At 70.3% G+C, this 22098-nt stretch carries 22 protein-coding genes; 8 read left to right on the top strand and 14 right to left on the bottom strand.

Translation table 11 applies throughout. The annotated features are described in order from the left end of the window. Positions 1-223: 223 nt before the first annotated feature. From AVR91_RS35260 to AVR91_RS35245, 4 genes are all read left to right on the top strand, one after another. A complete protein-coding gene (locus tag AVR91_RS35260) occupies positions 224-1270 on the top strand; it encodes a C40 family peptidase (protein ID WP_063275251.1) in 1047 nt (348 codons plus the stop codon). Between the two features lie 37 nt (positions 1271-1307). Continuing rightward, positions 1308-1670 (top strand): BlaI/MecI/CopY family transcriptional regulator, encoded by a 363-nt coding sequence (locus AVR91_RS35255; protein ID WP_038514248.1) that lies wholly within the window; start codon positions 1308-1310, stop codon positions 1668-1670. Then, positions 1667-2572 carry a M56 family metallopeptidase gene (locus AVR91_RS35250; protein ID WP_063275252.1) on the top strand — a complete coding sequence of 302 codons (906 nt, stop codon included), beginning with the start codon at positions 1667-1669 and terminating at the stop codon, positions 2570-2572. The genes AVR91_RS35255 and AVR91_RS35250 overlap by 4 nt, the downstream gene beginning before the upstream one ends. Before the next feature lie 307 nt (positions 2573-2879). Continuing rightward, entirely contained in the window at positions 2880-3974 is a 1095-nt protein-coding gene (locus AVR91_RS35245) for a S1 family peptidase (RefSeq protein ID WP_063275253.1), read from the top strand. Here the strand turns inward: AVR91_RS35245 and AVR91_RS35240 are convergent. The 5 genes from AVR91_RS35240 to AVR91_RS35225 form a co-directional block, all read right to left on the bottom strand. Next, complete coding sequence (locus AVR91_RS35240; protein ID WP_228709429.1) at positions 3947-4360, bottom strand: hypothetical protein; 414 nt, start codon at positions 4358-4360, stop codon at positions 3947-3949. The two genes, AVR91_RS35245 and AVR91_RS35240, sit on opposite strands and share 28 nt — an antisense overlap. Positions 4361-4709: 349 nt before the next feature. Further along, positions 4710-5816: a VanZ family protein gene (locus AVR91_RS35235; RefSeq protein WP_063275255.1), complete on the bottom strand. Its 1107-nt coding sequence runs from the start codon at positions 5814-5816 to the stop codon at positions 4710-4712. Next, on the bottom strand, positions 5809-6114 hold the full coding sequence (locus tag AVR91_RS35230) for a hypothetical protein (protein ID WP_016333979.1): 306 nt from the start codon (positions 6112-6114) through the stop codon (positions 5809-5811). The genes AVR91_RS35235 and AVR91_RS35230 overlap by 8 nt, the downstream gene beginning before the upstream one ends. Before the next feature lie 85 nt (positions 6115-6199). Continuing rightward, on the bottom strand, positions 6200-6364 hold the full coding sequence (locus AVR91_RS43225; RefSeq protein WP_158077419.1) for a hypothetical protein: 165 nt from the start codon (positions 6362-6364) through the stop codon (positions 6200-6202). A 79-nt stretch (positions 6365-6443) separates the two neighbouring features. Then, on the bottom strand, positions 6444-7370 hold the full coding sequence (locus AVR91_RS35225; protein ID WP_037337104.1) for a MurR/RpiR family transcriptional regulator: 927 nt from the start codon (positions 7368-7370) through the stop codon (positions 6444-6446). Between the two features lie 135 nt (positions 7371-7505). Here AVR91_RS35225 and AVR91_RS35220 point away from each other — a divergent pair, with 135 nt between their 5' ends. The 3 genes from AVR91_RS35220 to AVR91_RS35210 are packed head-to-tail and all read left to right on the top strand — an operon-like array spanning position 7506 to position 10545. Beyond that, complete coding sequence (locus AVR91_RS35220; protein WP_063275256.1) at positions 7506-8897, top strand: MFS transporter; 1392 nt, start codon at positions 7506-7508, stop codon at positions 8895-8897. Then, positions 8894-9334 (top strand): GAF domain-containing protein, encoded by a 441-nt coding sequence (locus AVR91_RS35215; protein WP_063275257.1) that lies wholly within the window; start codon positions 8894-8896, stop codon positions 9332-9334. Before AVR91_RS35220 ends, AVR91_RS35215 begins: the two co-directional genes overlap by 4 nt. Continuing rightward, a complete protein-coding gene (locus AVR91_RS35210) occupies positions 9331-10545 on the top strand; it encodes a metal-dependent hydrolase family protein (RefSeq protein ID WP_063275258.1) in 1215 nt (404 codons plus the stop codon). The genes AVR91_RS35215 and AVR91_RS35210 overlap by 4 nt, the downstream gene beginning before the upstream one ends. A 291-nt stretch (positions 10546-10836) precedes the next feature. On the opposite strand, the gene AVR91_RS35205 is transcribed toward AVR91_RS35210, so the two are convergent. The 8 genes from AVR91_RS35205 to AVR91_RS35170 all read right to left on the bottom strand — a co-directional run bounded on the left by AVR91_RS35205 (position 10837) and on the right by AVR91_RS35170 (position 19113). Continuing rightward, complete coding sequence (locus AVR91_RS35205) at positions 10837-12201, bottom strand: aldehyde dehydrogenase (NADP(+)) (RefSeq protein WP_063275259.1); 1365 nt, start codon at positions 12199-12201, stop codon at positions 10837-10839. Further along, positions 12198-13640, bottom strand: a complete 1443-nt coding sequence (locus AVR91_RS35200; RefSeq protein ID WP_063275260.1) for an amino acid permease — start codon at positions 13638-13640, stop codon at positions 12198-12200. The genes AVR91_RS35205 and AVR91_RS35200 overlap by 4 nt, the downstream gene beginning before the upstream one ends. A gap of 55 nt (positions 13641-13695) precedes the next feature. Continuing rightward, entirely contained in the window at positions 13696-14697 is a 1002-nt protein-coding gene (locus AVR91_RS35195; protein WP_063275261.1) for a proline racemase family protein, read from the bottom strand. Further along, positions 14698-15609, bottom strand: a complete 912-nt coding sequence (locus AVR91_RS35190) for a dihydrodipicolinate synthase family protein (protein ID WP_063275262.1) — start codon at positions 15607-15609, stop codon at positions 14698-14700. It lies immediately after the preceding gene. After that, on the bottom strand, positions 15606-16970 hold the full coding sequence (locus tag AVR91_RS35185) for an FAD/NAD(P)-dependent oxidoreductase (RefSeq protein WP_063275263.1): 1365 nt from the start codon (positions 16968-16970) through the stop codon (positions 15606-15608). Before AVR91_RS35185 ends, AVR91_RS35190 begins: the two co-directional genes overlap by 4 nt. Beyond that, on the bottom strand, positions 16967-17275 hold the full coding sequence (locus AVR91_RS35180; protein WP_063275264.1) for a (2Fe-2S)-binding protein: 309 nt from the start codon (positions 17273-17275) through the stop codon (positions 16967-16969). Before AVR91_RS35180 ends, AVR91_RS35185 begins: the two co-directional genes overlap by 4 nt. Beyond that, a complete protein-coding gene (locus AVR91_RS35175) occupies positions 17272-18435 on the bottom strand; it encodes an NAD(P)/FAD-dependent oxidoreductase (protein WP_063275265.1) in 1164 nt (387 codons plus the stop codon). The genes AVR91_RS35180 and AVR91_RS35175 overlap by 4 nt, the downstream gene beginning before the upstream one ends. Positions 18436-18513: 78 nt before the next feature. Then, positions 18514-19113 carry a helix-turn-helix domain-containing protein gene (locus AVR91_RS35170; protein ID WP_016333967.1) on the bottom strand — a complete coding sequence of 200 codons (600 nt, stop codon included), beginning with the start codon at positions 19111-19113 and terminating at the stop codon, positions 18514-18516. Between the two features lie 226 nt (positions 19114-19339). Between AVR91_RS35170 and AVR91_RS35165 the strand changes: the two genes are divergently transcribed. Then, positions 19340-20470: a hypothetical protein gene (locus AVR91_RS35165; protein ID WP_063275266.1), complete on the top strand. Its 1131-nt coding sequence runs from the start codon at positions 19340-19342 to the stop codon at positions 20468-20470. 173 nt (positions 20471-20643) lie between these two features. Here the strand turns inward: AVR91_RS35165 and AVR91_RS35160 are convergent, their stop codons facing one another. Then, complete coding sequence (locus tag AVR91_RS35160; RefSeq protein WP_063275304.1) at positions 20644-22059, bottom strand: aminopeptidase P family protein; 1416 nt, start codon at positions 22057-22059, stop codon at positions 20644-20646. Between the last annotated feature and the right edge of the window lie 39 nt (positions 22060-22098).

Genomic DNA, 22098 nt, shown 5'->3' with positions numbered 1-22098 from the left:
GAGGCAGACGGCGGTTCCCGACCCCGCCACGACCAGCAGCAGCAGCAAGGCCACCACGAGTCGACGAAGAGTAGCCGGAGAGACACTCACGGTTCCCACCGTAGCAAACCTCCCATGGGACTTAGTACTAGCCGTCTTAGTAGGACTTCACCGGGCACTCACAACCGTCCCCGTACTACTAAGCGCGATAGTTGAACCCTGCTCGACAGGAGATTCGGTACCCGTGACCCCCTATCGGCGCTCGTCGCGACATCCCCTCGCCGCCACCGCCGCCCTCATGCTCCTCGGCTTCGGCGCGCTCCCCGCGAGCGCGCAACCGGCCCCGGACGGCCAGGATCCGATGCGGCGCTATCAGGAACTCGGCGCCCAAGCGGCCAAGGCCGACGAGGACCTGCAGGAATCCCAGGACCGGTTGAAGACCCGTGAGACCGAGCGTGACCAGGCGACGGCGGCCCTCGGCCGGGCCGACGGAGACCTCACGCTGGCCCAGTCGGCGATCGATCGCTTCCGGCCCCAGGTCGAGGTGATCGCGCGGTCCGCGATGAGCGGCGAACGGCTCGGCAACGCCGTCCTGCTGCTCGACAGCGGCAGCAGGCAGGAGTTCCTCGACCGTTCCTCGGCGCTGTCGGTCCTGGCCGACGAGAAGGCCAAGGCGTTGAACGGCCTCCGTGACGCGCTCGGGAAGGCACAGGCGGCACGCGCCACGGCGGCGGACGCGCGGGAAACGGCCCAGCTCGCGGCCAACGACGCGACGGTGGCACTGGAGCAGGTCCGCACCCGCAAGAAGGACCTCGACGACCAGATCGCCAAGGTGCGGCAGGCGCTCGGCGAACTGCCGGCCGCGGACAAGGCGAAACTCGGCAAGGTCCAGGACAAGGGCTCCTATCTCGGCCCGCCCGGCGCCGCGAACGACGCGCTGCAGGCGGCGCTGTCCAAACGCGGTTCGCAGTACGAATGGGGCGCGACCGGCCCGAGCGAATTCGACTGTTCCGGCCTGACGTCGTGGGCGTACAAGCAGGCGGGCATCTCCCTCCCGCGCACCAGCCGTCAGCAGTACACCGTGGGGAAGCCCGTCCCGCTGGACGCGCTCGTCCCCGGCGACCTCGTCTTCTACGACGACGGCACCGGCAATCCCGGCGCCATCCACCACGTCGGCATATACGTCGGCAGCGGCAAGATGGTCGACGCGCCGACCGAGGGCCAGCTCGTCGACGTCCGTTCGGTCAAGGGCGACGGCCACCTGATGGGCGCGCGGCGCATCGTCGGCTGAGCGGAGGCGGCACAGTATCCTTCCCGGCGGAGGTGTCATGCAACGGCTGGGCGAGCTCGAAGCGTCGGTGATGGACGTGCTCTGGGACGCGGCGGAACCCTTGCGGGTGCGCCAGGTCCTCGAGGCGATCAACCGGAATCGCGACCTCGCCTACACCACGGTGATGACCGTGCTGGACAACCTGCACCGCAAGGAATGGGTCGAACGCGAAATGGAGAATCGCGCGTACCGCTACCGCGCCGTGGCGACCCGCGAGGAAGCCACCGCGCAAAGCCTCCGCGAACTCCTCGACGCTTCGGAAGACCGGGAGTCCGTGCTGCTGCATTTCGCGCGCTCGGTCACCGAGGAGGAGTCCGACATCCTGCGGCGGGCCCTGCGACGGAAGCCCGGCAAGCGATGATCCTCGCGGCGGTACTCCTGTTCGGCGTGGTGGTGACCGGCTGGTTCTCACCCCGGCTGCTGGGCAGGCTGACCGCCGGCGGGATCAGCCCCGGCACGGCGCTCGCGTGGTGGCTGCTGACCGCGGCAGGCGTCGTCGCCGGCACACTCGGCGCCGTCCTGCTCCTCGTCCTGCCGGACCACGGGCCGGCCGGGGCCATCACCCGGCTCCTCCACGAATGCTGGGCGGCCGTCGGCCACAGCGGCCTTCCGGGCCTCGATCCGGTCGCCGGGACCTTCGCCGCCACCGCGCTCGCCATCGCGGCGGCCCGGCTCACGCTGTCCACCGCCCGGCGGCGGAAACGCAGCACGCTGCTGCACCGGCGCCATCTCGACGTGCTCCGGCTGTCCGGCGCGCGACCGGGACCGACCCTGTGGCTGCCCGACGATCGTCCGATCGCCTACAGCCTCGGCGGCCGCGACGGCCTGATCGTCGCCAGCGAGGGCCTGGCCGGAAGGCTGTCGTCCCGTGAATTGGCCGCGGTGCTGGCCCACGAACGCGCTCATCTGCGCGGCAGGCATCACTTCCTGGCCGGTTGCGCCGAGACACTCGGCCGCACGTTGCGGTTCGTCCCGCTCATGCGCGAACTCCCCGGCGCGGTCCGGCTGCTCGTCGAACTGGCCGCCGACCGGGCGGCCGCAGCCGGGCACGGACCGGAGACCGTGCGGTCGGCCCTGTTGTCGATCCAGGCCACCGGCGGCGACACCGCGCTCCGGCTGCGCTGGCTGGCGCGGCATCCGAGCGAGCCCGCTCGATTCCCGGAACGGGTGCGGGCCGTCGCGGGCGGGACGCTGGCCCTGTTCGCCCCGCCCGTGCTCACCGTCGGCCTGATGTTCACGGCGGGCCTCGTTTCCTGCTGGTGAAAGAAACGCGTTCGTCACCGATGCGGACGAACGGGTTCAGCGCCGACACCATCAGGTGATCCACGTTTCCGGCCTTGACCGCCGCTTTCCCGAACGGACGTACGCACGTCGCTTTCAGTCGTTGGCCGGTCAGGGAATCGGGGACGGTAAATCGTGCAGTTTCCACTCACAAGAGTGAGGAGTGCCCATTCCATTGAGCCGGAAAGGCGAATTCGCAGTGCTACTCAAATGGCGGCATTCGCCCGGTGTCCCCTGTCGTAACGTCGAATGAGGAGCGTTTCCCGCACTGGATTCCCTGGAGGTATTCGTGATCCGACACCCCCTGCGCACCTTGACCGTGCTGATCGGCGCCGCCGCGGCCGTCACCGCCTTCGCGACCCCGGCTTCGGCGGCGACATCCGCGCTGAACGAAGCGACCGGACCGGCTACTTTGGCCGCCGCGCAGCAGAAACTCGGCACTTCGCTCGGCACCGCGTTCGCCGGTACCTGGCTGGACACCACGACCGGCGAACTGGTCGTCGGCACCACCGACGGGCGCCGGTCGGCCGGGATCCGCGCCGCGGGCGCGATTCCGAAGGTGCTCAAGCACAGCGCGGCCGAACTGAAGCAGATCCAGTCCACTTTGGACAACAGAACCGAGGGGTTACCCGGGTCGGTCGCCGGCTGGTACGTCGACGTGCCCGCGAACGAGGTCGTCGTGAGCGTGGTGGGCGGCGACCCCGCGGGCCGGGCGTGGGCCGACTCCGCGGGCGTGCCGGTTCGGGTGGAGCACGTGAAGAGCGCGCCGCGGCCGTTGTGGAGTGTGGTCGGCGGGCAGGGGCTGTACTTCAGCGGTGGCGCGTGTTCGGTCGGGTTCAACGCCTACGACGACGACGATCATTACGTGATCACCGCGGGCCACTGCACGGAACTCGGCGGCACCGTGCGCGGCGTCGGCGGCACGATCGGCAAGGTCGCGAGGTCGTCCTTCCCCGGCAACGACTACGGGACGGTCGAGGTGACGCATTCCGACGTCTCGACCCCGCCCCGGGTCGACCGCTACGAGGACGGGTCCGACGTGCGGATCGAAGGCGCGGACGTGGTCGGCGTCGGCGGCCGGGTCTGCCGGTCCGGGATCACCACCCATTGGCACTGCGGGCGGGTCGAAGCGCTCGACCAGACAGTGAATTACGGCAACGGGAACGTCGTACGAGGCCTCACCCAGACCGACGCCTGCGCCGAGCCCGGCGACTCCGGTGGTTCGTTCGTCAGCCGTCCTTCGTCGGGCTCCGGCACGAAACTGGTGCAGGCCCAGGGCATGACGTCGGGCGGCTCCGGTGACTGCAGTGAAGGCGGCACCACGTTCTTCCAGCCCGTCAAGGAGGTGCTCGACCGCTACGACCTGAAGCTGGAAAAGGACTGATCTCCCGCGGCGAGGGGCGGCCGGTTGTCCGGTCGCCCCTCGATCAGCGTGGCGAGTTCTCCCGCCTCGATGACGAGCGTCTCGATCTCGGCCCAGCGGCGGCGCAGCCGTTCGGGATCGGCGACCAGCGTGCCGGAAACCATGCCCAGGAACAGGTTCGCGTCGGTCCCGATCTCCGCGAGACGCAGGAAGGGACGGCGTTCTTCTTCGGTTCCAGCTCCGTGCGCCGCGGCCCATTCGCGGGCCCGCATCCCGGCGTCGTGACAGGCGTCGACGAGCAGGGTCCGGATCTCCTCCGTCCGGTTCCCCGGGCTCGCGGGAGGTTTCCCCATCAACGGGAAGATGTTCCAGGCCACCGACAGCAGGCAGTCGGCCACGTCGTCCATCGACTCCACGTTCACCGGGCGAGTGTTCCGGCCCGCGCCTCCTGCCAGGGGGAATGACTCGCGGGAACGGCAGGGTCGACCCGATCGGGTGGCGAACCTCGTCGCATCCGGCCACAACCGACGTTGCGAAAGCCACTTTCGCAACCCTCGACGTTGCGAAAGTGGCTTTCGCAACGTTCAACGTCGGCACCCGGCAACAAGAAACGCCGGTCGCCGCGTCTAATGCTGTGAAGGGGGCCTTCACCCCGGTCGCTCTTCCGCGCCGACCGCCTCGCCGCCGGCGCCCGGGGTCGCGAAAGCCACTTTCGGGACATCAGACGTTGCGAAAGTGGCTTTCGCAACCCCGGCCCTAACCGTCCTTGCCACTCACGAGACTCGGCACCTCCCGGTCGTCGAACGCCCGCACGTCGGCCATCCGCAGGCCCGCGACCAGTCCGGAAAGTCCTTGGTGGCCTTCGGGCCGGATCGCGAGGATTCCGCTGGCGAAGAACAGCAGGTTGGCCAGCGGCTCGAAACCGCCGTTGACCACCGACGCCAACGTGAGCAACGTGAAGTAGCCCCCGGACCCGGTCAGGAATCGCACGATCATCCGCCACAGCGAAGGCTTCCCGCCGTCCGGGCGGGTGGGGCGCAGCAACACGACGCGCTGGCCGAAGCTGGCGCCGTTGCCCGCGACCGGGATGACGAACAGCAGGAGCAGCGCGGGCAGGAAGGTGCCGATCAGCGCGGTGACGACGGTGCTCGGTTCACCCACGAGCAGCGTCGTCACGATCCCGACCGTGGTGCCGAGCAGGATGACGGACACGACGTCGACGGCCATCCCGAGCAAGCGGCGGCGCGCCGTGACCGGCCGCGGTGTCCCGGGCGGCGCGGACGGTTCGTTCCCCGGAAGCAGCCGCAGTAGCGGGGCGAGCCCGAATCCGACGGCGGCGCCGAGGGTGTTGGTCAGCAGGTCGTCGACGTCGGCCAGCCGGTACGGGCATTCGAACAGGAACCAGACCCCGGTCAGCTGGGTGCATTCGATGAACAGAGAGACCGCGAAACCGACGGCGACGGTGGTGAGGAAACCCCGCCGGAACAGGTGCCGGACGAACATCCCCAGCGGCACGAACAAGGCGACGTTGAACACCGTCTGCTGGACGGCCGGATTACGCAGGAACGCCCGCAGGCCCGTGCCGGTCTGTTCACGGCGGATGTCGGCGACGAATTGGAACGGGCGCAACTGCAGATGACCGGCCACGTGCCCGGCGCACGTCGTCGTCTCCGGGATGGGGAGCAAGGTGTACGTCCACAGCGACATGGCGTAGACCAGGAACCCGAACACCAGCAGGACCCGCCAGAGCCCGAGTTCACCGCGGCGCCGGTAACTCGCGGCGATGTACGGGACGGCTAGGAAGCCCGCGAGCACGAAACCCGCGAACACCGCGATGACCGCGGAGATGGTCGGATCAGTCACTCGCGGAAGCTAACAACGCGCGCTCCGGCGCACCCGTCACGCCACCTGGCCGGGTGACGGCGTCGGCGGGCGACAGCGTTCGCTGATGCGCGAGCGCCGCGATGGCGAAGGTCAGATGCACGACGACCCAGTTGCGGTCTTCGCGATGAACCCGCTGCAGCAGGTCGAGAGAAGCATCGCCCGGCGTACGGCCCTGACGGCAGGCGTCGATGAACGCCTGGGTCAGTTCGTCGACGTTCCTTCGGAACTCCGCGAAGGCGTCGGAGGGCTGGGCGTTGGTGCAGAAATCCACGGTCACGTCACAGAGCGTTTCATGACGCGACACAAAGTTACGAATTGGCGGAGCGCGAATCACTCACGTGAGGTAGTCCCTGTGCTCTGCGTCACGCCGAAGCGAGTCCGGCGGGCATCGGGCGTTCCCGTTCGGCCGCCTTCACCCGGCGGATGACCGGGAACCGCTGGTCGAGTTCGACCAGCAGCGGCGTCGCCGCCATCAGCGCCAGCAGAGCGAGCCCGGCGTAGGCACCCAAAGTCGCGATGATGGTCATTTCGTCCTCCTCGATCCCGTGCCGCCTGTTCCGGCGGCCTGGAACCAGGATCGCCTCCCGGCAGGGGGCGGCGGATCGGTCATCCGGCGGAGACGCCTCCGCCGGTCGGCCTTTTCGGCACTGTCCGATCGGCCGACCCCGGGCGGCGGTGCAGCAGGTCGAACCGCGACCACATGGCCTCGGCCGCCTCGATCGACTCACCGGTGCGGACCGGGTCGACGGCGGCCAGTTGCGCGACGATCGCCTGCACCAGGCTCATCCCCGCGGTCAGCGACGGGAAGAAGGTCACGCCTTCGGCCGGCACCATCAGCACCTGTTCGACGGCGCCCGCCAGCGCGGGACTCGCCGCGTCGGTGATGGCGAACGCGCGCGCTCCCCTGGCCTTCGCCTCGTTCGCGGCCAGCACGGTGCTTTCGTACAGGCGCCAGAAACTGATCGCGATGAGCACGTCTTCGGAGGAGAGCTTCGCCGTGGCGTTGGCGAGTTCGGCGTCGCCCGCGGTGATCGCGTGGACGTCGTACCCGGCGAGCCGGGCGTTGTGCGCGAAGGCGATCCCGACCGCGGCGTAACTGCCGTCGGCGATGACGACCGTGCGGCGCGCCCCCGCGACGGCCTCGGCGACCTGGCGGATCTCGTCCTCGGCGAACCGCCGGTTGAGCAGGGCGAGACTGTCGAGATCCCGGCGCAACGACGCGGAACCCGGCGAGTCGACGTCCCGATGTTCCTCCGCCACCTGCGGCGCGCTCAGCGACGACATGTACCTCGCCCGCAACTCCTGTTGCAGCGCCGGCCATCCGGCGAACCCGAGCGCCTGCGCCGTCCGGGTGACGGTGGCGACGTTGACCCCGGCGAGCTGGGCGAGCTCGGCCGTCGAGCCGAACGACGCCCGGCGCGGTTGCGAGACCAGCACTTCGAGCACCGCGGCCGACTTCGGCCGCAGGCCGCGTTCCGGTGTCCGATCCCGCAGCCATGCCTCGAAACCGTCGTCGGTTCCCGTCTCTGTCACGCACACCCTCCCTCGACCGCGTCACGGTAACGCATCGTGCCCGTCGAACCACTTGCAACAACCATTGCAGTTTTGCCGAAACGCAGTATACGTTGTCCGCACTCCTCGTCGCCCGAACCACGGAAGGCGTTCCCCATGACGCTTCTGGCCCGACTGGACCGGCTCCCGCTGAGCCGTCCCCATTACAAACTCCTGCTCATCGGCGGGCTCGGCTACACCTTCGACGGCATGGACTCCGCCGTCGTCGCCTTCCTCCTGCCCAGCGCGAAAGCCGCCTGGGGCCTCGACAACGGCCAGCTCGGGCTGATCGGTTCGGCGACGCCGTTCGGCTTCCTCTTCGGCGCGATCGCCGCCGGCCTGCTGGGCGACCGCATCGGCCGCAAGAAGGTCATGATGTACGCGCTGGCCTTCTACGCGGTGTTCTCGGTGGTCGCGGCCTTCTCCCCGAATTACGAGGTCTTCCTGGGCGCGCGGGTGCTGGCCGGGGCGGGTGCGGGCGCCGAAAGCGCGATCATCGCGCCGTTCCTGTCGGAATTCGTCCCCGCCAAACGCCGCGGCTGGTTCGTCGGCGCGCTGGCCGGGTTCTTCTCGTTCGGATTCGTCATGGCCGCGCTGATCGGCCGGTTCGTCGTCCCGACGGTGCCGGAAGGCTGGCGGGTCGCCCAGCTGATCACCGCGCTGCCGATCGTCATGCTGCTGTGGTGGCGCCGATCCCTGCCGGAATCACCGAGGTTCCTCGTTGCGAACGGGCGGCACGCCGAGGCGGAGAAGATCGTCACGAAACTGGAGCGGGACGTCGAAAAGGCGACGGGGCAAGCACTTCCGGCCGTCGCCGAGGCCGAGGCGCAGCCCGCGACGGAGACCCCCAAGGTCAATCTGCTCAGCGCGTTGAAGTTCCTGTGGAGCCCGGCGATGGCCCGCCGCACCGCGGTGATCTGGACCGTGTGGTTCGTGATCACGTTCTCCTACTACGGCTTCTTCTCGTGGATCCCGACGCTGCTCGTCGAGCGCGGTATCACGGTGACCAAGAGCTTCGAGTTCTCGATCATCATCTACCTGGCGCAGATCCCCGGGTACTTCTCCGCCGCGTGGCTGTCGGAACGGCTCGACCGCAAGCACACCATCGCGTTGTACCTCGCCGGGTCGGCGGTGAGCGCGTTCTGGCTGAGCCAGATGGACGCGCCGTGGTCGATCACCCTCGCCGGGGCGGTGCTGTCGTTCTTCCTCAACGGCACGTACGCCGGCGTGTACTCCTACACACCCGAGGTCTTCCCGACCTGGATCCGCGCCAGCGGCACCGGGCTGTCCAGCGCGTTCGGCCGGGTCGGCAGCATCCTGGCCCCGACGATCATCGGCCTGTCCGCCGCGAGCCTCGGCTTCGCGGGCGTCTTCGGCCTCACCACCGCCGTCCTGGCGGCCGGGGTGGTGTGCGTGGTCGTGTTCGGCCTGTCCACCGCCGGCCGGTCCCTGGAAGAACTGACCGAACACGGCGCGCCCGTGAAAACCGCGAAGGAGATGACGAAGTGACCGTGTCGCTGTCCACTGTGGAGGACAAGACCCGAGCCACGATCGGCGTACGGCTGTTCACCGTGCTGGCCTGGGTGCCCGAACGGCGGGCGCTGCGGCGAGTGCACAGCAGCCACCCGGTCGAATACCCGGTCGGCGGCGAGAAGACCGTCGAGGTCGCCGCCGGCTGGCTGGACCGGTGCATCACCGGCCAGGAGCCGTACTTCGGGCCGGACAGCGCGGCGGTGCGGGAGATCTTCGCCGACCACGAACTCATCGACAGTCTCGGTTGCGGCGCGGTGATCAACGTGCCGGTGGTGGACGACGGCCGCACCCTCGGCGTCCTCAACCTCCTCGACGCGGAAGGTCACTACGACGACGATTCCGTCGCGGTGGCGCGATCTCTGGCACCGTTGGCGGTCCCGGCCCTGCGCGAACTCCTGGAGGAGACCCGATGAACGGATCGCTGCTGCTGCGCGACGCCCGCCTGCTCGACCCGGTCACCGGCGAGTACACCGAGGGCGACCTGCGGTGCGCCGACGGCCGGATCGTCGAAGTCGGCGCCGGCCTCACCGCGGGCGACGCGCGGACCGAGGACCTGCGCGGGGCGTTCGTGCTGCCCGGGCTCGTCGACGCCCATGTGCACGTCACCGCGTCGACCGCGGATCTGGGGTCGCTGCCCGCGTCGTCACCGTCCTACGTGGCCGCGCACAGTGCCCGCACCATGAGCCGGATGCTGGACCGTGGCTTCACGACCGTCCGTGACGCTTCCGGCGCCGACTACGGTCTCGCCGACGCGCAGGCCGAAGGTTTGTTCCGCGGGCCGCGTCTGCTGTTCTGCGGCCGCGCGCTGAGCCAGACCGGCGGGCACGGCGACAGCCGGACGCGCGGCGCCAACACCAGCGAAGACCACCCGTGCTGCGCCGGTCTCGGCCGGGTCGCCGACGGGGTCGACGCGGTCCGCGCGGCGGCGCGCGACGAACTGCGCAAGGGAGCGCACCACATCAAGGTGATGGCCTCCGGCGGCGTCGCCTCCCCCACCGACCGGATCGACTCGACGCAGTACTCCGCCGAGGAGTTGCGCGCCATCGTCGAGGAGGCGGAGTCGGCCAACCGTTACGTCGCCGCCCACGCGTACACCGCCCGCGCGGTGAACCGCGCGCTGGAGCTCGGCGTCCGGTCGATCGAACACGGCAACCTGATCGACGACCTGAGTGTCGAGCTGTTCCTCCGGCACGACGCGTACCTCGTGCCGACCCTGGTGACGTACTGGGCGCTGAAGGAGGAGGGGCGCGAGCACGGACTGCCGGAATCCAGCTGGCGCAAGGTCGACGAGGTGCTCGGCGCGGGTATGGCGGCTTTGGAGCGGGCCGCGCGAGGCGGGGTGAAACTGGTGTACGGCAGCGATCTCCTCGGCGGGATGCACCGGCACCAGAACCACGAGTTCCGGTTGCGCGGCGAGGTCCAGTCCGCGCTGGAGGTGATCCGCTCCGCGACGTCGACGGCGGCGGACCTGCTGAACCTGACCGGCGAGATCGGCACGCTCGCGCCGGGCGCGCACGCGGATCTGGTGGTCGTCGACCGGGATCCGCTGGAGGACATCGGCGTGCTGGCGGAGCCGGAGAAGTTCCGGTACGTGGTGCAGGGCGGAACCGTCGTCTCGGCCTGACTTATGGCGGTCACCCTGCGCTGTCCGTGAAGGCCTCCTTTCCTACTCTGAAGGTAGGGAAGGAGGCCTTCACTACCGCCGCCGACGTGGCTTTGGTGTGCGCCGAGTGCGAGCGATCCACCAGCCGCTCACGAGAATCTGGCACCGCACTCACGTGATCGAAGCCGTGATTCGCGTGATCAGGGGCGTAACACGCGAGTTCGGCATCCAGTCACGCGAGTTACGCCCCTGATCACGCGAATCACGCCTGCAGACACATACGACAAGGTTGGCCCTAACCGCCCTCACCACTCACGAGAAGTGTTGCGGCACGTCCCAAGGGTTGTCGTCCCGCAACGGCTCCGGCAGCAGGTGCGAAGGCCAGTCCTGATAGGACACCGGACGCAGGAAGCGCTCCACCGCCGCCGTCCCGACCGACGTCGACGCCGGAGAGGTCGTCGCCGGGAACGGTCCGCCGTGCTGCATCGCGGCGGTCACCGCGACCCCGGTCGGCCAGCCGCCCCACAGGATCCGCCCGCTGCGGTCGGCCAGCACCGGCCGCAGCGCCTCGACCTCGGAGGACTCTTCGGGCAGCGCGTGCACCGTCGTCGTGAGCTGGCCGGGCAACGCCGACAGCACCGGCAGGACATCGGAAAGCCGCGAGTACCGGACGACGACGCCCAGCGGGCCGAAGCACTCTTCGGCCGCTTCAGGCCCGAAGTCGGCCAGGTCGATCTCCAGCAGCCGAGGTCCAGGACCGGCGACGACCTCGCGCATCCCCGGGATGCCGGTCAGCCGCTCCGCACCCGCGTCGAAGCCCGACGCGATCCGGTCGTTCAGGAACGGCGCGGCCGGGATCCCGCGCAGCCGTTCGGCGACGAGCTCGACGAACGGGCTCTCCGACGGCACGAACACCAGGCCCGGGTTCGTGCAGAACTGACCGTTGCCCAAGGTCAGCGAGCCGGCGTAGCCCGCCGCCAGGTCTTCGGAGCGCGCGGCACCCGGCAGGACGATCACCGGGTTGACGCTGCCGAGCTCGCCGTGGAACGGGATCGGGACCGGACGTTCGGCGGCGATCCGCGCCAGGGCGAGCCCGCCCGCCACCGATCCGGTGAAGGCCGCAGCCGCGATCGCCGGGTGACGCAATGCCTCCACACCGACGGATTCTCCTTCGACGAGGCCGAAAATGTCGCCCCATGGGCCGAGGGCTTCGCCGATGATCGCCGCCGTCCGGCGGGACAACTCCGGATGTCCTGGATGCGCCTTGACCACCACCGGGCACCCGGCCACCCACGCCGACGCCGTGTCCCCGCCCGCCACACTGAACGCGAACGGGAAGTTGCTCGCGGCGAACACCAGCACCGGCCCCACCGCGGTCCGATAACGACGCAGCTCCGGGCGCGGCCCGGGTGGCCACGACGGGTCGGCGCGGTCGATCCGGACGTCGTAGTACGTACCGCTCCGGGCCGCGAGCAGCCGCAGCTGGAACGTCGTCCTGGCCAGTTCACCGGACAGCCGTGCGGTCCCCAGCCTGGTTTCGGCGTCGGCGATCTCGATCAGGGACGGTCCCGCCGCGTCCAGCGCGTCGGCGACCCCGGTGATCACCTCCGCTCGCGTCGTCGGCGGCACCGCGGCCCACGCGCCCGCGATCTCCGCCGCCCGCTCGATCTCCTTCATACTTCCTTCCTCTCCGGGTTCTCCACCGAGTTCCGGAATCCGAACACGGCGTACACCACCAGCCCGAGCACCATCCAGGCCGCGAACCGCAGCCAGGTCAGCGCGTCCAGGTTCGCGATCAGCCACACCGCGAACGCCACCCCGACCAGCGGCACGAACGGGACCCACGGCGTGCGGAACGAGCGCGGCAGATCCGGCCGGGTGCGCCGCAGCACCACCACCGCGATCGAGACGACGATGAACGCGGCCAGGATCCCGATGTTCGTCAGATCCGCGGCCTCCTTGATCGGCAGGAAGCCCGCGATCACCGCCGAGCCGATCCCGACCGGCCAGATCACCCGCGTCGGCACCCTGCGCCGGGGGTGGGTGCGGGCGAAGTACCGCGGCAGCAGGCCGTCCCGGCTCATCGCGAACCAGATCCGTGACACCGCCAGCATGTTCGCGAACGCCGACGTGGTGATCCCGAGAATGCCGCCGACCGCGACGACCGTGCCCAGCCCGGCCAGCCCGACCGCGGCCAGCGCGCTCGAAAACGGGCTGTGCACGTCGATCTGGTCGTAGCGTTGCATGCCCACCAGCACGATGGACACCAGCAGGTAGATCACCGCCGCGATGGCGAGCGACACGATGATCGCCTTGGGCAGCAACCGTTTCGCCTCGACGCTCTCCTCCGCGGCGGCCGTCATCGCGTCGTAGCCGTACACCGCGAAGAACGTCGTCGCCGCGCCCGCGACCGCGCCGCCGATGCCATAGGGCAGGAACGGGCTGAAGTTCCCCGCCGAGATGTGGAACGCACCGGCCACCACGACCAGTGCCACGATCGCCAGCTTGATCACCACCAGCGCCGTCTCGAACCGCGCGGATTGCTTGCTGCCACGGGAAAGGACGAACGCCAGCAGCAGGCACAGCAGCGCGGCGAACAGGTCGACGCGGTGTCCTGGCCCGGTTCCCGGCGCCCCGAGCATCCACGACGGCAGGTCCAGGCCGACCTGCTCCACGACGTAGGAAAGGTAGCCGGACACCGCGATGGCGACCACGGCGACGATCGCGGTGTACTCCAGCAACAGATCCCAGCCGATCAGCCAGCCCGCGACCTCCCCCAGCGCCGCATAGGAGTAGGTGTACGCGGATCCGGCACGCGGGATGAGCCCGGCGAATTCGGCGTAGCACAGGGCCGCCGCCGAGCTGGCGATGATCGCGATCAGGAACGAGATCATCACGCCGGGCCCGGCCTGCTGGTTCGCGACCACCCCTGCCAGCGAGAAGACGCCGGCGCCGACCAGGCCGCCGAGACTGAGCGAGACCAGCTGCCAGAGGCCCATCGTGCGCGGAAGCCCACCGGGGCCGGCCTCGTCAGGCCCCTCGAAGGACTTGCGCCGGAAGAGCCCGGAGCGCGAGAAAAGCTTGGACCGAGGCCGGATCGTCGTTGATTCGGGCATGACAAATCCCTTCCGGACCGCGCGGGGCGGCCCGGGTCGGCGGTGGGGAGAGGGGCTAGAGGACGAAGCCCGCGGGAAACGGGTCGTCCGGGTCCAGCAGATACGTGGCGTTGCCGGTGATCCAGGCCCGCCCGGAGAACTCCGGCACCACGGCGGGGACGCCGCCGACGGTGGTCTCGGCGACCAGCTCGCCGGTGAACGTGGTGCCGATGAACGAACTGTTCTCGAACGGCGTGTGCAGCGGGAGTTCGCCGCGGGCATGCAACTGCGCCATCCTGGCGGACGTGCCGGTGCCGCAAGGCGATCGGTCGAACCAGCCGGGGTGGATCGCCATCGCGTTCTGTGACGCCCGTGCGTCCGAACCAGGGGCGAGGAACTGGACGTGTTTGCAGCCGCCGATCAGCGGATCGGCCGGATGTCTCGGCGGGCGCCGGTCGTTGATGGCCGCCATGATGTCCAGCCCCGCGGCGAGGATCCGGTCCTTCTCCGCCCGGTCGAACGGGATGTCCACTTGGGACAGTTCGAGGATGGCGTAGAAGTTGCCGCCGTAGGCCAGGTCGTAACGCACCTCGCCGAGCCCCGGCACCTCGACGACGGCGTCCCGCTCGGCGAGGAACGACGCGACGTTCCGCAGCTTGACGCGGACCGCGCGGCCGTCCCGGACCTCGACCTCGGCGTGCACGAGCCCGGCCGGAGTGTCCAGCCGGACCACGGTCTTCGGTTCGGTCACCTCGACCATGCCGGTCTCCACCAGCACGGTCGCGACGCCGATGGTGCCGTGCCCGCACATCGGCAGGCAGCCGGACACCTCGATGTACACCACACCCCAGTCGGCGTCCGGCCTGGTCGGCGGCTGCAGGATCGCGCCGCTCATCGCCGAATGACCGCGTGGCTCGTTCATCAGGAACTGCCGCAGATGGTCCATGTGTTCCATGAAGTACCGGCGGCGTTCGGCCATCGTGTCGCCGGGGATGACGCCGACCCCGCCGGTCACCACCCGGGTCGGCATGCCCTCGGTATGCGAGTCGACGGCGGTGATCGAGCGGATCGACCGCACCTACTCCACCCCCAGCGAGGCGAGCGCGCGCCGCATGTCGGCGGTGACCTGCTCGCGGTGCTCCTCGGTCAGCGCGCCCCGCGGCGGGCGGCACGGCCCGCCGTACCGGTCGACCAGATCCATCCCGAGTTTGATCGCCTGGACGAACTCGGTGCGCGAGTCCCAGCGGAACGCGGCCACCAGCGGTTCGTAGAGCGCCCTGGCCTCGTCGAGTTTGCCGGACCGCGCCAGGTCGAACAGACGCACCGACTCGGCCGGGAACACGTTGGGGAACCCGGCGAACCAGCCGGTCGCGCCCATCAGCAGGCTCTCCAGCACGACGTCGTCGGCGCCGCTGATCACATCCAGGCCCGGTGCCTGCTCGCGGATCTCCAGCACCCGGCGGACGTCGCCGGAGAACTCCTTGACCGCGACCACGTTGTCGATCTCCGCGATCTCCGCGAGCAGCGCGGGGGTGAGGTCGACCTTGGTGTCGATGGGGTTGTTGTAGACCATCACCGGCAGGCCGACCGATGCCACCGCCTCGAAATGCGCGAGCACCTCGCCACGGTTCGCTCGGTACATCGTGGGCGGCAGGCACAGCAGGCCGTCGGCGCCGTCCTCGGCTGCCACCTCGGCCCAGTACTTGGCCTGGTGCGATCCGGGGCCGTGCACACCGACGACGACGATCCCGTCGTCACCAACGGTTTCGATCGCGGTGCGGGCGACGCGGCGACGCTCCTCGTCGGTCAGCGAGGAGTACTCGCCGAGCGAGCCGTTCGGGCCGACGCCCCGGCAGCCGTTGTCGACCAGCCACCGGCAATGCGCGGCGTAGGCGTCGTAGTCCACGGCCAGCCCGGCGGGCGCCGACGCGTCTTCCCGGTACGGGAGGGCGGTCGCGACGACGACGCCACCGAGGTCGGGGGTGCTCATTCAGGTTCTCCTTCGGTTCGGGTGGCGAGTTCGCCCAGCCGGATCGGCTGGACGATCGGGCGGTGGTGCCGTTCGGCCCCGCCGCCGCAGAGTTCGGACACGGCCGGGCCGCAGATCCGGCCCTGGCACGGGCCGAGACCGGCCCGGGTGCCGAGTTTCAGCGCGTGCGGACCGGGACACGATTCGTCCCCGGCCGCACGCGTCAATTCGCCGTACGTGGTTTCCTCGCAGCGGCAGACGATCGTGTCCTCGCGCAGCCAGCTTCGCCAGGCCGGACCGATCGGATGGGCCGCGGCGAGCCGATCGGCGAAGGCGCGGGCCCGATCGCGGGCACGGAGCAGTGCCCCGTCCGGCGTTCCTCCCGCGGCGGCGCGGCCGGCGACCGCGCCTTCGGCCGCTGCGGTGACCGCACCGCCGATCCCGGTGATCTCGCCGGCGGCGAAGACACCGTCCACTGTGGTCTGCTGGGCGGCATCGACCCGGACGAAACCGTCGTCGAGGACGCAGCCCGCGGCGACGGCCAGTTCCGGCTGCGGGCTGAAACCGTGCCCGACGCAGACCGCGTCGACCTCGTAGGCGCGCTCGGTGCCGGCGACGACGGACCAGTCCGCGCGCACCTTCGCGGTCACGACCTCGCGGACGCGGTCCGCGCCGCGGGCCTCGATCACCGCCCGGCCCATCCGGTACGGGACCCGGTGCCTGGCCAGTGTCGCGGCGTAACGCACGAGTTCACCTGCCTTCCCGGCGTGCGCGGCCAGGCGCCACGGCCGGGCCGACCATCCTTTTCGGACGGTCGAGGCCGGGTTCGCCTCCAGCACCGCGACCACCTCGGCCCCGACGCCCAGCAAGGATTCCGCGACCGGCAACAGGAACGGCCCGGCACCGGCGACGAGGACCCGCCCGCCGATCGCGACCCGCTCACCCTTCGCCAGCGCCTGGGCCGCTCCCGCGGTGTAGACGCCGGGCAGCTCCCAGCCGGGGAACGGCAGAGTGCGGTCGTGCGCGCCGGTCGCCAGGATCAGCGCGTCCGGGGTGAGGGTCGGCCGCCGCCGTCCGGAACCGTCGGACGGTCCCCGCAGGATGTGCACCCGCTTCTCCGCCCGGTCGAACGCCCAGACGGTGGAGCCGGGCCACCACCGGCATCGCGGATGCGCGAGTATCCGGCGGCGCCGGTCGAAGTCCGCCCGGCCGTGCTGAATCCGGTCCGGACGCTTCGCCGCATAGGCCTCGGGAAGCATCCGGTGGTACTGGCCGCCGGGGGTCTCCGCCTGGTCCAGCACCGTGACCTGGGCACCGGCCCGCAGCGCGTGCTCGGCCGCCGCGAGCCCGGCGGGCCCGGCGCCGACGATCACCACGTTCACGCGGTCTCCTCCCGTGACTGGGTGCGGACTTCGTCGCCGTCGGTGGCCGGACGGCGGCACGCGCGGACGTCGGGCACGCCGTTCACCGTGAGCAGGCAGTCGAAACACGCGCCGATACCACAGAAAACCCCGCGCGGAGCACCGGAACGCGTGGTCCGCCAGGAGGTCCGTCCCGCGGCGAGCAGCATCCCCGCCACGCTCTGCCCCTCGATCCCGGTCACGGGTTCGCCGTCGACGGTGATCCGGATCGGCCGGTCGGTCCGGCCCACCGGATCGCGATCGCGCGGCAGCAGCCATCCGCTCATGCCGCCACCACCGCGGGACGGTCCACCGTGAACTCCGTGACCGGCATCGCGGGCTCGGTTCCGGTGAGCAGTTCGCGCAGCAACCGCGCGGTGCCGACGCTCAGCCCGATCCCGGCGCCCTCGTGCCCGGTGGCGTGCCAGAGGTTTCCGAGCCGCGGATCCTCGCCGAGCACCGGGAGGTGATCGTCGACATACGGCCGGAAGCCGCCGTACGCGCGCATGATCGCGGCGTCGGCGAGCGACGGGAACAGCCGCAGCGCCTTGACCGCGATGGCGCTCAGTACCTCCGGGCGGATCGTGTCGTCGAACCCCACCCGGCGACGCGAAGAGCCGATCAGCACGGTGCCGCCCCAGGTCGACTCGACGACGGCGGACGTCTGCAGCTCGCCCGAATCGGCGCCGACCGCGCCGACGTAATCGGCGTCGTAGACCTTGTGCCGGACGACACCCGGCATCGGCGTGGTCACCAGCACCTCACCGCGGCGGGGGCGGACGGCGATCGGGGCACCCAAGCACGCCGACACCTGACCGGCCCACGGGCCCGCGGCGTTCACGACGACGTCGGCTTCGATCACCTCGCCGGGCACGCGGACGCCGGTGATCCGTCCGTTGTGGACGGTCGCGCCGACGACCTCGGTGTCGAAGCGCAGCCGGGCGCCATGGCGCAGCGCCGAGCCCAGTAGCGCCAGCGCCGCACCCGCGGGCTGGACCTGCGCGTCCTCCGGATAGTGGAACGCGGCGGTCACCTCGCGGGTCAGCGCGGGCTCCGCGTCGGCGAGTTCCTTGTGCGACAACGGTTCCGCACGGACCCCGGGTTGCGAGGCGGCGAACGCGGCAAGCGCGACGGCGCCGTCGTCCGTGGTGGCGACGACGATGCCGCCCTTGGGGTCGTACTCGATCGACGAAGCGGCACGCGCGTCCTCGTCGGCGATCTCGGCGACCACCTGGGGCCACAACGCGATCGAGAGCTTCGCGAGTTCGAGTTCCGCGCCAGGCCCCTTGTCGGAGACCAGGATGTTGCCCTCGCCGTGCGACGTGGTCCCTCCGGCGGGACGGTCGCGATCCACGACCACGACGTCGAACCCCGCCCGGGTGAGCTCACGGGCGCACGCGGCGCCGACGATCCCCGCGCCGAGGACGACCACACGCGTTCGGTTCATCGACCCTCCAGCGTTCGGTAAAGCGAACGATCGGAGAGTAGGTTCCACCCCGGACGGGTGTCAATACCTCGGGCGCGGTCAGCCCTTCAGCACCGGATGCGGCCTGCCGTCGAGCCGTTCGTCGGCGCGGTACTGCAGCAGCAGGACCGAATGCACCGGCCCATCCGAAGCGGTGTAGCAATGCGGCTCACGGGCGTCGAAGGCGACGTAATCCCCCGGCCCGACCTCCACGGTCCGGCCCGCCACCTCGACCAGCAGCGATCCGGTCTGCACGATGGTGTGCTCGACGCCGACGTGCCCCTGCGAACGTTGCGGCGCGTCCCCGCGCACCACCTGGTCGTACACCTCGAAGACGCCGTCGCCGGCCTCGATCCGCCGCAGCGGCCGGAGATCCACTCCCTCGCCGCTGAGCACTTCGACGTCGGCGCCGCGCACCACGGTGAGCGCGCCGCCCGCCCGATGGTCGAGCAGGTCGGAGATCGCCACCTCCAGCACCCTGGACAGGCTGAACACGGTCTCGATGGTCGGATTTCCGCCGCCGGACTCCAGCTGGGACAGCGTCGCCTTGCCGATCCCCGACCGCCGCGAGAGCTCCGACAGCGAAATCCCCCTCGCCGCCCTGGCCGCGCGCAGGTTGACCGCCAGCATGTCCCGGATCGAGGGCGTCTCGTCCTCCACCGCTTCTCCCCTGTCGTTCGTCAAACCGTACGACCTCGTTCGCTTTGCCGATCGAGTTCGCGGACATCATGACACGCCGTCCGGCAGGCAGGGCATAGCCGCGGCCGATGGGGCGACGCGATGGTGGTCGGCGCCGGCCGGGATGAAACTCCTTCACCAACCGGTGTGTCACCGTCGACACAGGGTCACGGGCGCACCGTCGTTTCCTTTCAGCGAGGAGATTCCCGTGCAGCTGATCCGCAGATCCGCAGGCCGACGACTTCGGGCGTTCGGCGCGGTGCTCATCACCACCCTCGGGCTGACCGCGGCCGTCGCCGCACCGGCGACGGCGGCCGCGAACGCCTGCCTGACCGGCACGCTCGTCTTCGACCATCTCGACGCCGAGGCCGGGACCAGCAAGCCACTGCGCACCCAGGTGGCCCGGAACGCGAACTGGGAACTGTGGGGCCGCACCGGTTCCGGCACGGCGACCAGGCTCGCCGCCGGTATCACCGGCGCCTCCGAAGGCCGGTTCACCGCCTGCCACACGGCGTCCCTGGCCGAGGCGTACGTGCGCTTCCGGTCGAGCAGCACGTCGATGTGGCGGGTCGTGAAGGCCGCGAACAACACCACCGACTACACGTTCGACTCGGCGCGTCGCACGAACGTCTCCGGAACCCAGGACCTCGGCACGGTGAAGGTGCCATCCACGCTCCAGCGCGCCTGGAAGGTCGTGGACACGATGAACGTCTTGTACTGGAAGCGCGCCAACCCGTCGTCCTCGTGCTGGACGGCCCGTCAGTCCGACGGACGCTGCGACCAGATCACCTTCGTCTGGGATCCGAAGGTCGCCGACGGCGGTTACTGGGACTACCCGAACACGAACTACGTCTTCCTCGGCAACACGATGCCCGACTCGAAGCACCTCATCCTCCACGAGGCCGGGCACTGGCTGCAGTGGCAGCTCTACGGCCGCGACTTCCCCGTCGTCACCGGCTGCAACCCGCACTACATCGAGAAGCACAGCTCGGAATCCTGCGCGTGGACCGAAGGCTTCGCCGACGCCGTCGCCGCCTACGCCCTCGGCGACTACCGCTACGTCTACGACGACGGCAGCTCGTACAGCTTCGAGAACGACGCTTCGACCCCCGGCTGGGACGACGGCGACACCGTGCAGGGACGCGTCGGCTCGTCGCTGCTGGACCTGTGGGCGGCCGACGGACCGGACGGCGGGAACTGGAACCGGACGATCGCGTTGATGACCCGCGACTTCAGCCAGGACTTCCGCGAGTACTTCACCGAGGACCGGCCCGCCGCGGGCCTGTCCACGACCGGTGCCGCCGAACGGATCCTCGCCGGGCACACCATCCGGTACTGACGTGGCGTGTGATGACGCCATCGGCTGGTGAGTGCGGTGGTCGATGGCGTCATCACAGCGGGTCGTAACGGACGACACGAAATCGCACGACCCTAGGTACTCAAGCCCCGGTCGGCACACCGGCCTCGCACCGAAAGCCCCCTTCACCGCGTCGGATGCGGGGAAAGCGTCCTTCAGTCCCTGGCCGCCTGGACCCAGGCGGTGATCTCGTCGGCGGTCGAAGGGAAATCGCCGGAGAGCAGGTCGTATCCCGATCCGGTGACCACGACGTCGTCCTCGATGCGGACGCCGAGGCCGCGCAGCTCGGGCGGCACGGTGCGGTCACCGGCGTGGAAGTACAGACCCGGCTCGACCGCCAGCGCCATCCCCTCGGCGAGGGTGCCCTCCCGGTACGTGGAGGGATGGGCGGCGGCGCAGTCGTGGACATCCAGCCCGAGGAAATGGCCGGTACCGCAGACGATGTACCTGCGGTGCTGCTGCCCGTCCGGCGACAGCGCTTCGTCCACCGACACCGGGAGGAGGCCCCAATCGTGCAGTCCCTCCGCGAGCACGCGCAGCGCCGTCGCCTGGAACGCGCCGTAGTCCTGACCGGGCCGGACCTCGCCCAGCGCCGCGACGTGCGCCTTGTGCACCAGGTCGTAGACGTCGCGCTGGGCCTTCGTGAACTCCCCGCCGACCGGGAAGGTCCTGGTGATATCGGCCGTGTACAAGGAATCCACCTCGACGCCGGCGTCGAGCAGCAGAAGGCTGTCCTCGGTCACCTTCCCGTCGCAGCGCGTCCAGTGCAGGATCGGGGCGTGCGGCCCGGCCGCCACAATGGAGGTGTAGCCGGGCCCGGTGCCCTCGGTCCGTGCACGACGATCGAAAGTGCCCTGCAGCCAGCGTTCCCCGCCGCCGCGGACCGCCTCCGGGAGCGCGGCCAGCACGTCCGCGAAGCCCAGGGCGGTCGCGTCGACGGCGTCGCGCAGCTGGCCGATCTCCCAGTCGTCCTTGATCCGGCGCAGCTGGGCGAGGACAGTCCGCAGCCGCTCACTGTGGCCGAAGCGGTACGCGTCGAGCGCTGGATCGACCCCGGCACCGACCAGGAAGCTCGGATTCCGTCCGCGCAGGCCGTGCGGCAGGTCCTCCAGCGGGCGGCATTCGATGCCGAGCGCGTCGCCGTACGCGGCCGGTCCGGCGGCGGAGCCGACCCACAGCGGACTGGTGTCGGCGTCGCCCACGAAGTCGGGCTCGTGCGCCTCGGCCGGGCGCGGGACGTACAGCGTGGCGTGGTGGCTGTCCCCCGCCGGGGTCATCACCAGGATCGCGCCCTCGCGCTGGCAACCGGTGAGCCAGACGAAGTCGCTGTCGGCACGGAAGCCGTGGAAGGTGTCGTTGGACCGCACCACGGCCCGGCCCGCCGCGAGCGCGATCCGCTGACCGGGCAGTTCCGCCGACAGCCTGCCGCGATGGGCGGCGGCCGCCTCGGCGGTGCCCGGCAGCACCTCCACCACGTCGTCCGCGGGCTCCCAGCCGTCGCTGATCCAGGTCCGGAACCCTTTGGCGGCCAGCAGCGCGCGCAGATCCGGCCGGGTTCGGTCGCCGGTCATCGGCACCCCTTTCAGGTAGTCGTGGTCCTGGCCGCACCT

Source organism: Amycolatopsis keratiniphila subsp. keratiniphila, from assembly GCF_001620365.2.
GTDB classification, from domain to species: domain Bacteria; phylum Actinomycetota; class Actinomycetes; order Mycobacteriales; family Pseudonocardiaceae; genus Amycolatopsis; species Amycolatopsis keratiniphila.
The sequence above is the reverse complement of the archived record's forward strand: the minus strand, read 5'-3'. Positions and strand labels throughout refer to the sequence as shown.

Coding starts and splice junctions, on each gene's coding strand:
- AVR91_RS35255 (WP_038514248.1), top strand. CDS start 1,308: ATGCAACGGCTGGGCGAGCTCGAAGCGTCGGTGATGGACGTGCTCTGG.
- AVR91_RS35250 (WP_063275252.1), top strand. CDS start 1,667: ATGATCCTCGCGGCGGTACTCCTGTTCGGCGTGGTGGTGACCGGCTGG.
- AVR91_RS35240 (WP_228709429.1), bottom strand. CDS start 4,360: ATGGACGACGTGGCCGACTGCCTGCTGTCGGTGGCCTGGAACATCTTC.
- AVR91_RS43225 (WP_158077419.1), bottom strand. CDS start 6,364: ATGACCATCATCGCGACTTTGGGTGCCTACGCCGGGCTCGCTCTGCTG.
- AVR91_RS35220 (WP_063275256.1), top strand. CDS start 7,506: ATGACGCTTCTGGCCCGACTGGACCGGCTCCCGCTGAGCCGTCCCCAT.
- AVR91_RS35210 (WP_063275258.1), top strand. CDS start 9,331: ATGAACGGATCGCTGCTGCTGCGCGACGCCCGCCTGCTCGACCCGGTC.
- AVR91_RS35205 (WP_063275259.1), bottom strand. CDS start 12,201: ATGAAGGAGATCGAGCGGGCGGCGGAGATCGCGGGCGCGTGGGCCGCG.
- AVR91_RS35200 (WP_063275260.1), bottom strand. CDS start 13,640: ATGCCCGAATCAACGACGATCCGGCCTCGGTCCAAGCTTTTCTCGCGC.
- AVR91_RS35190 (WP_063275262.1), bottom strand. CDS start 15,609: ATGAGCACCCCCGACCTCGGTGGCGTCGTCGTCGCGACCGCCCTCCCG.
- AVR91_RS35180 (WP_063275264.1), bottom strand. CDS start 17,275: ATGAGCGGATGGCTGCTGCCGCGCGATCGCGATCCGGTGGGCCGGACC.
- AVR91_RS35175 (WP_063275265.1), bottom strand. CDS start 18,435: ATGAACCGAACGCGTGTGGTCGTCCTCGGCGCGGGGATCGTCGGCGCC.
- AVR91_RS35160 (WP_063275304.1), bottom strand. CDS start 22,059: ATGACCGGCGACCGAACCCGGCCGGATCTGCGCGCGCTGCTGGCCGCC.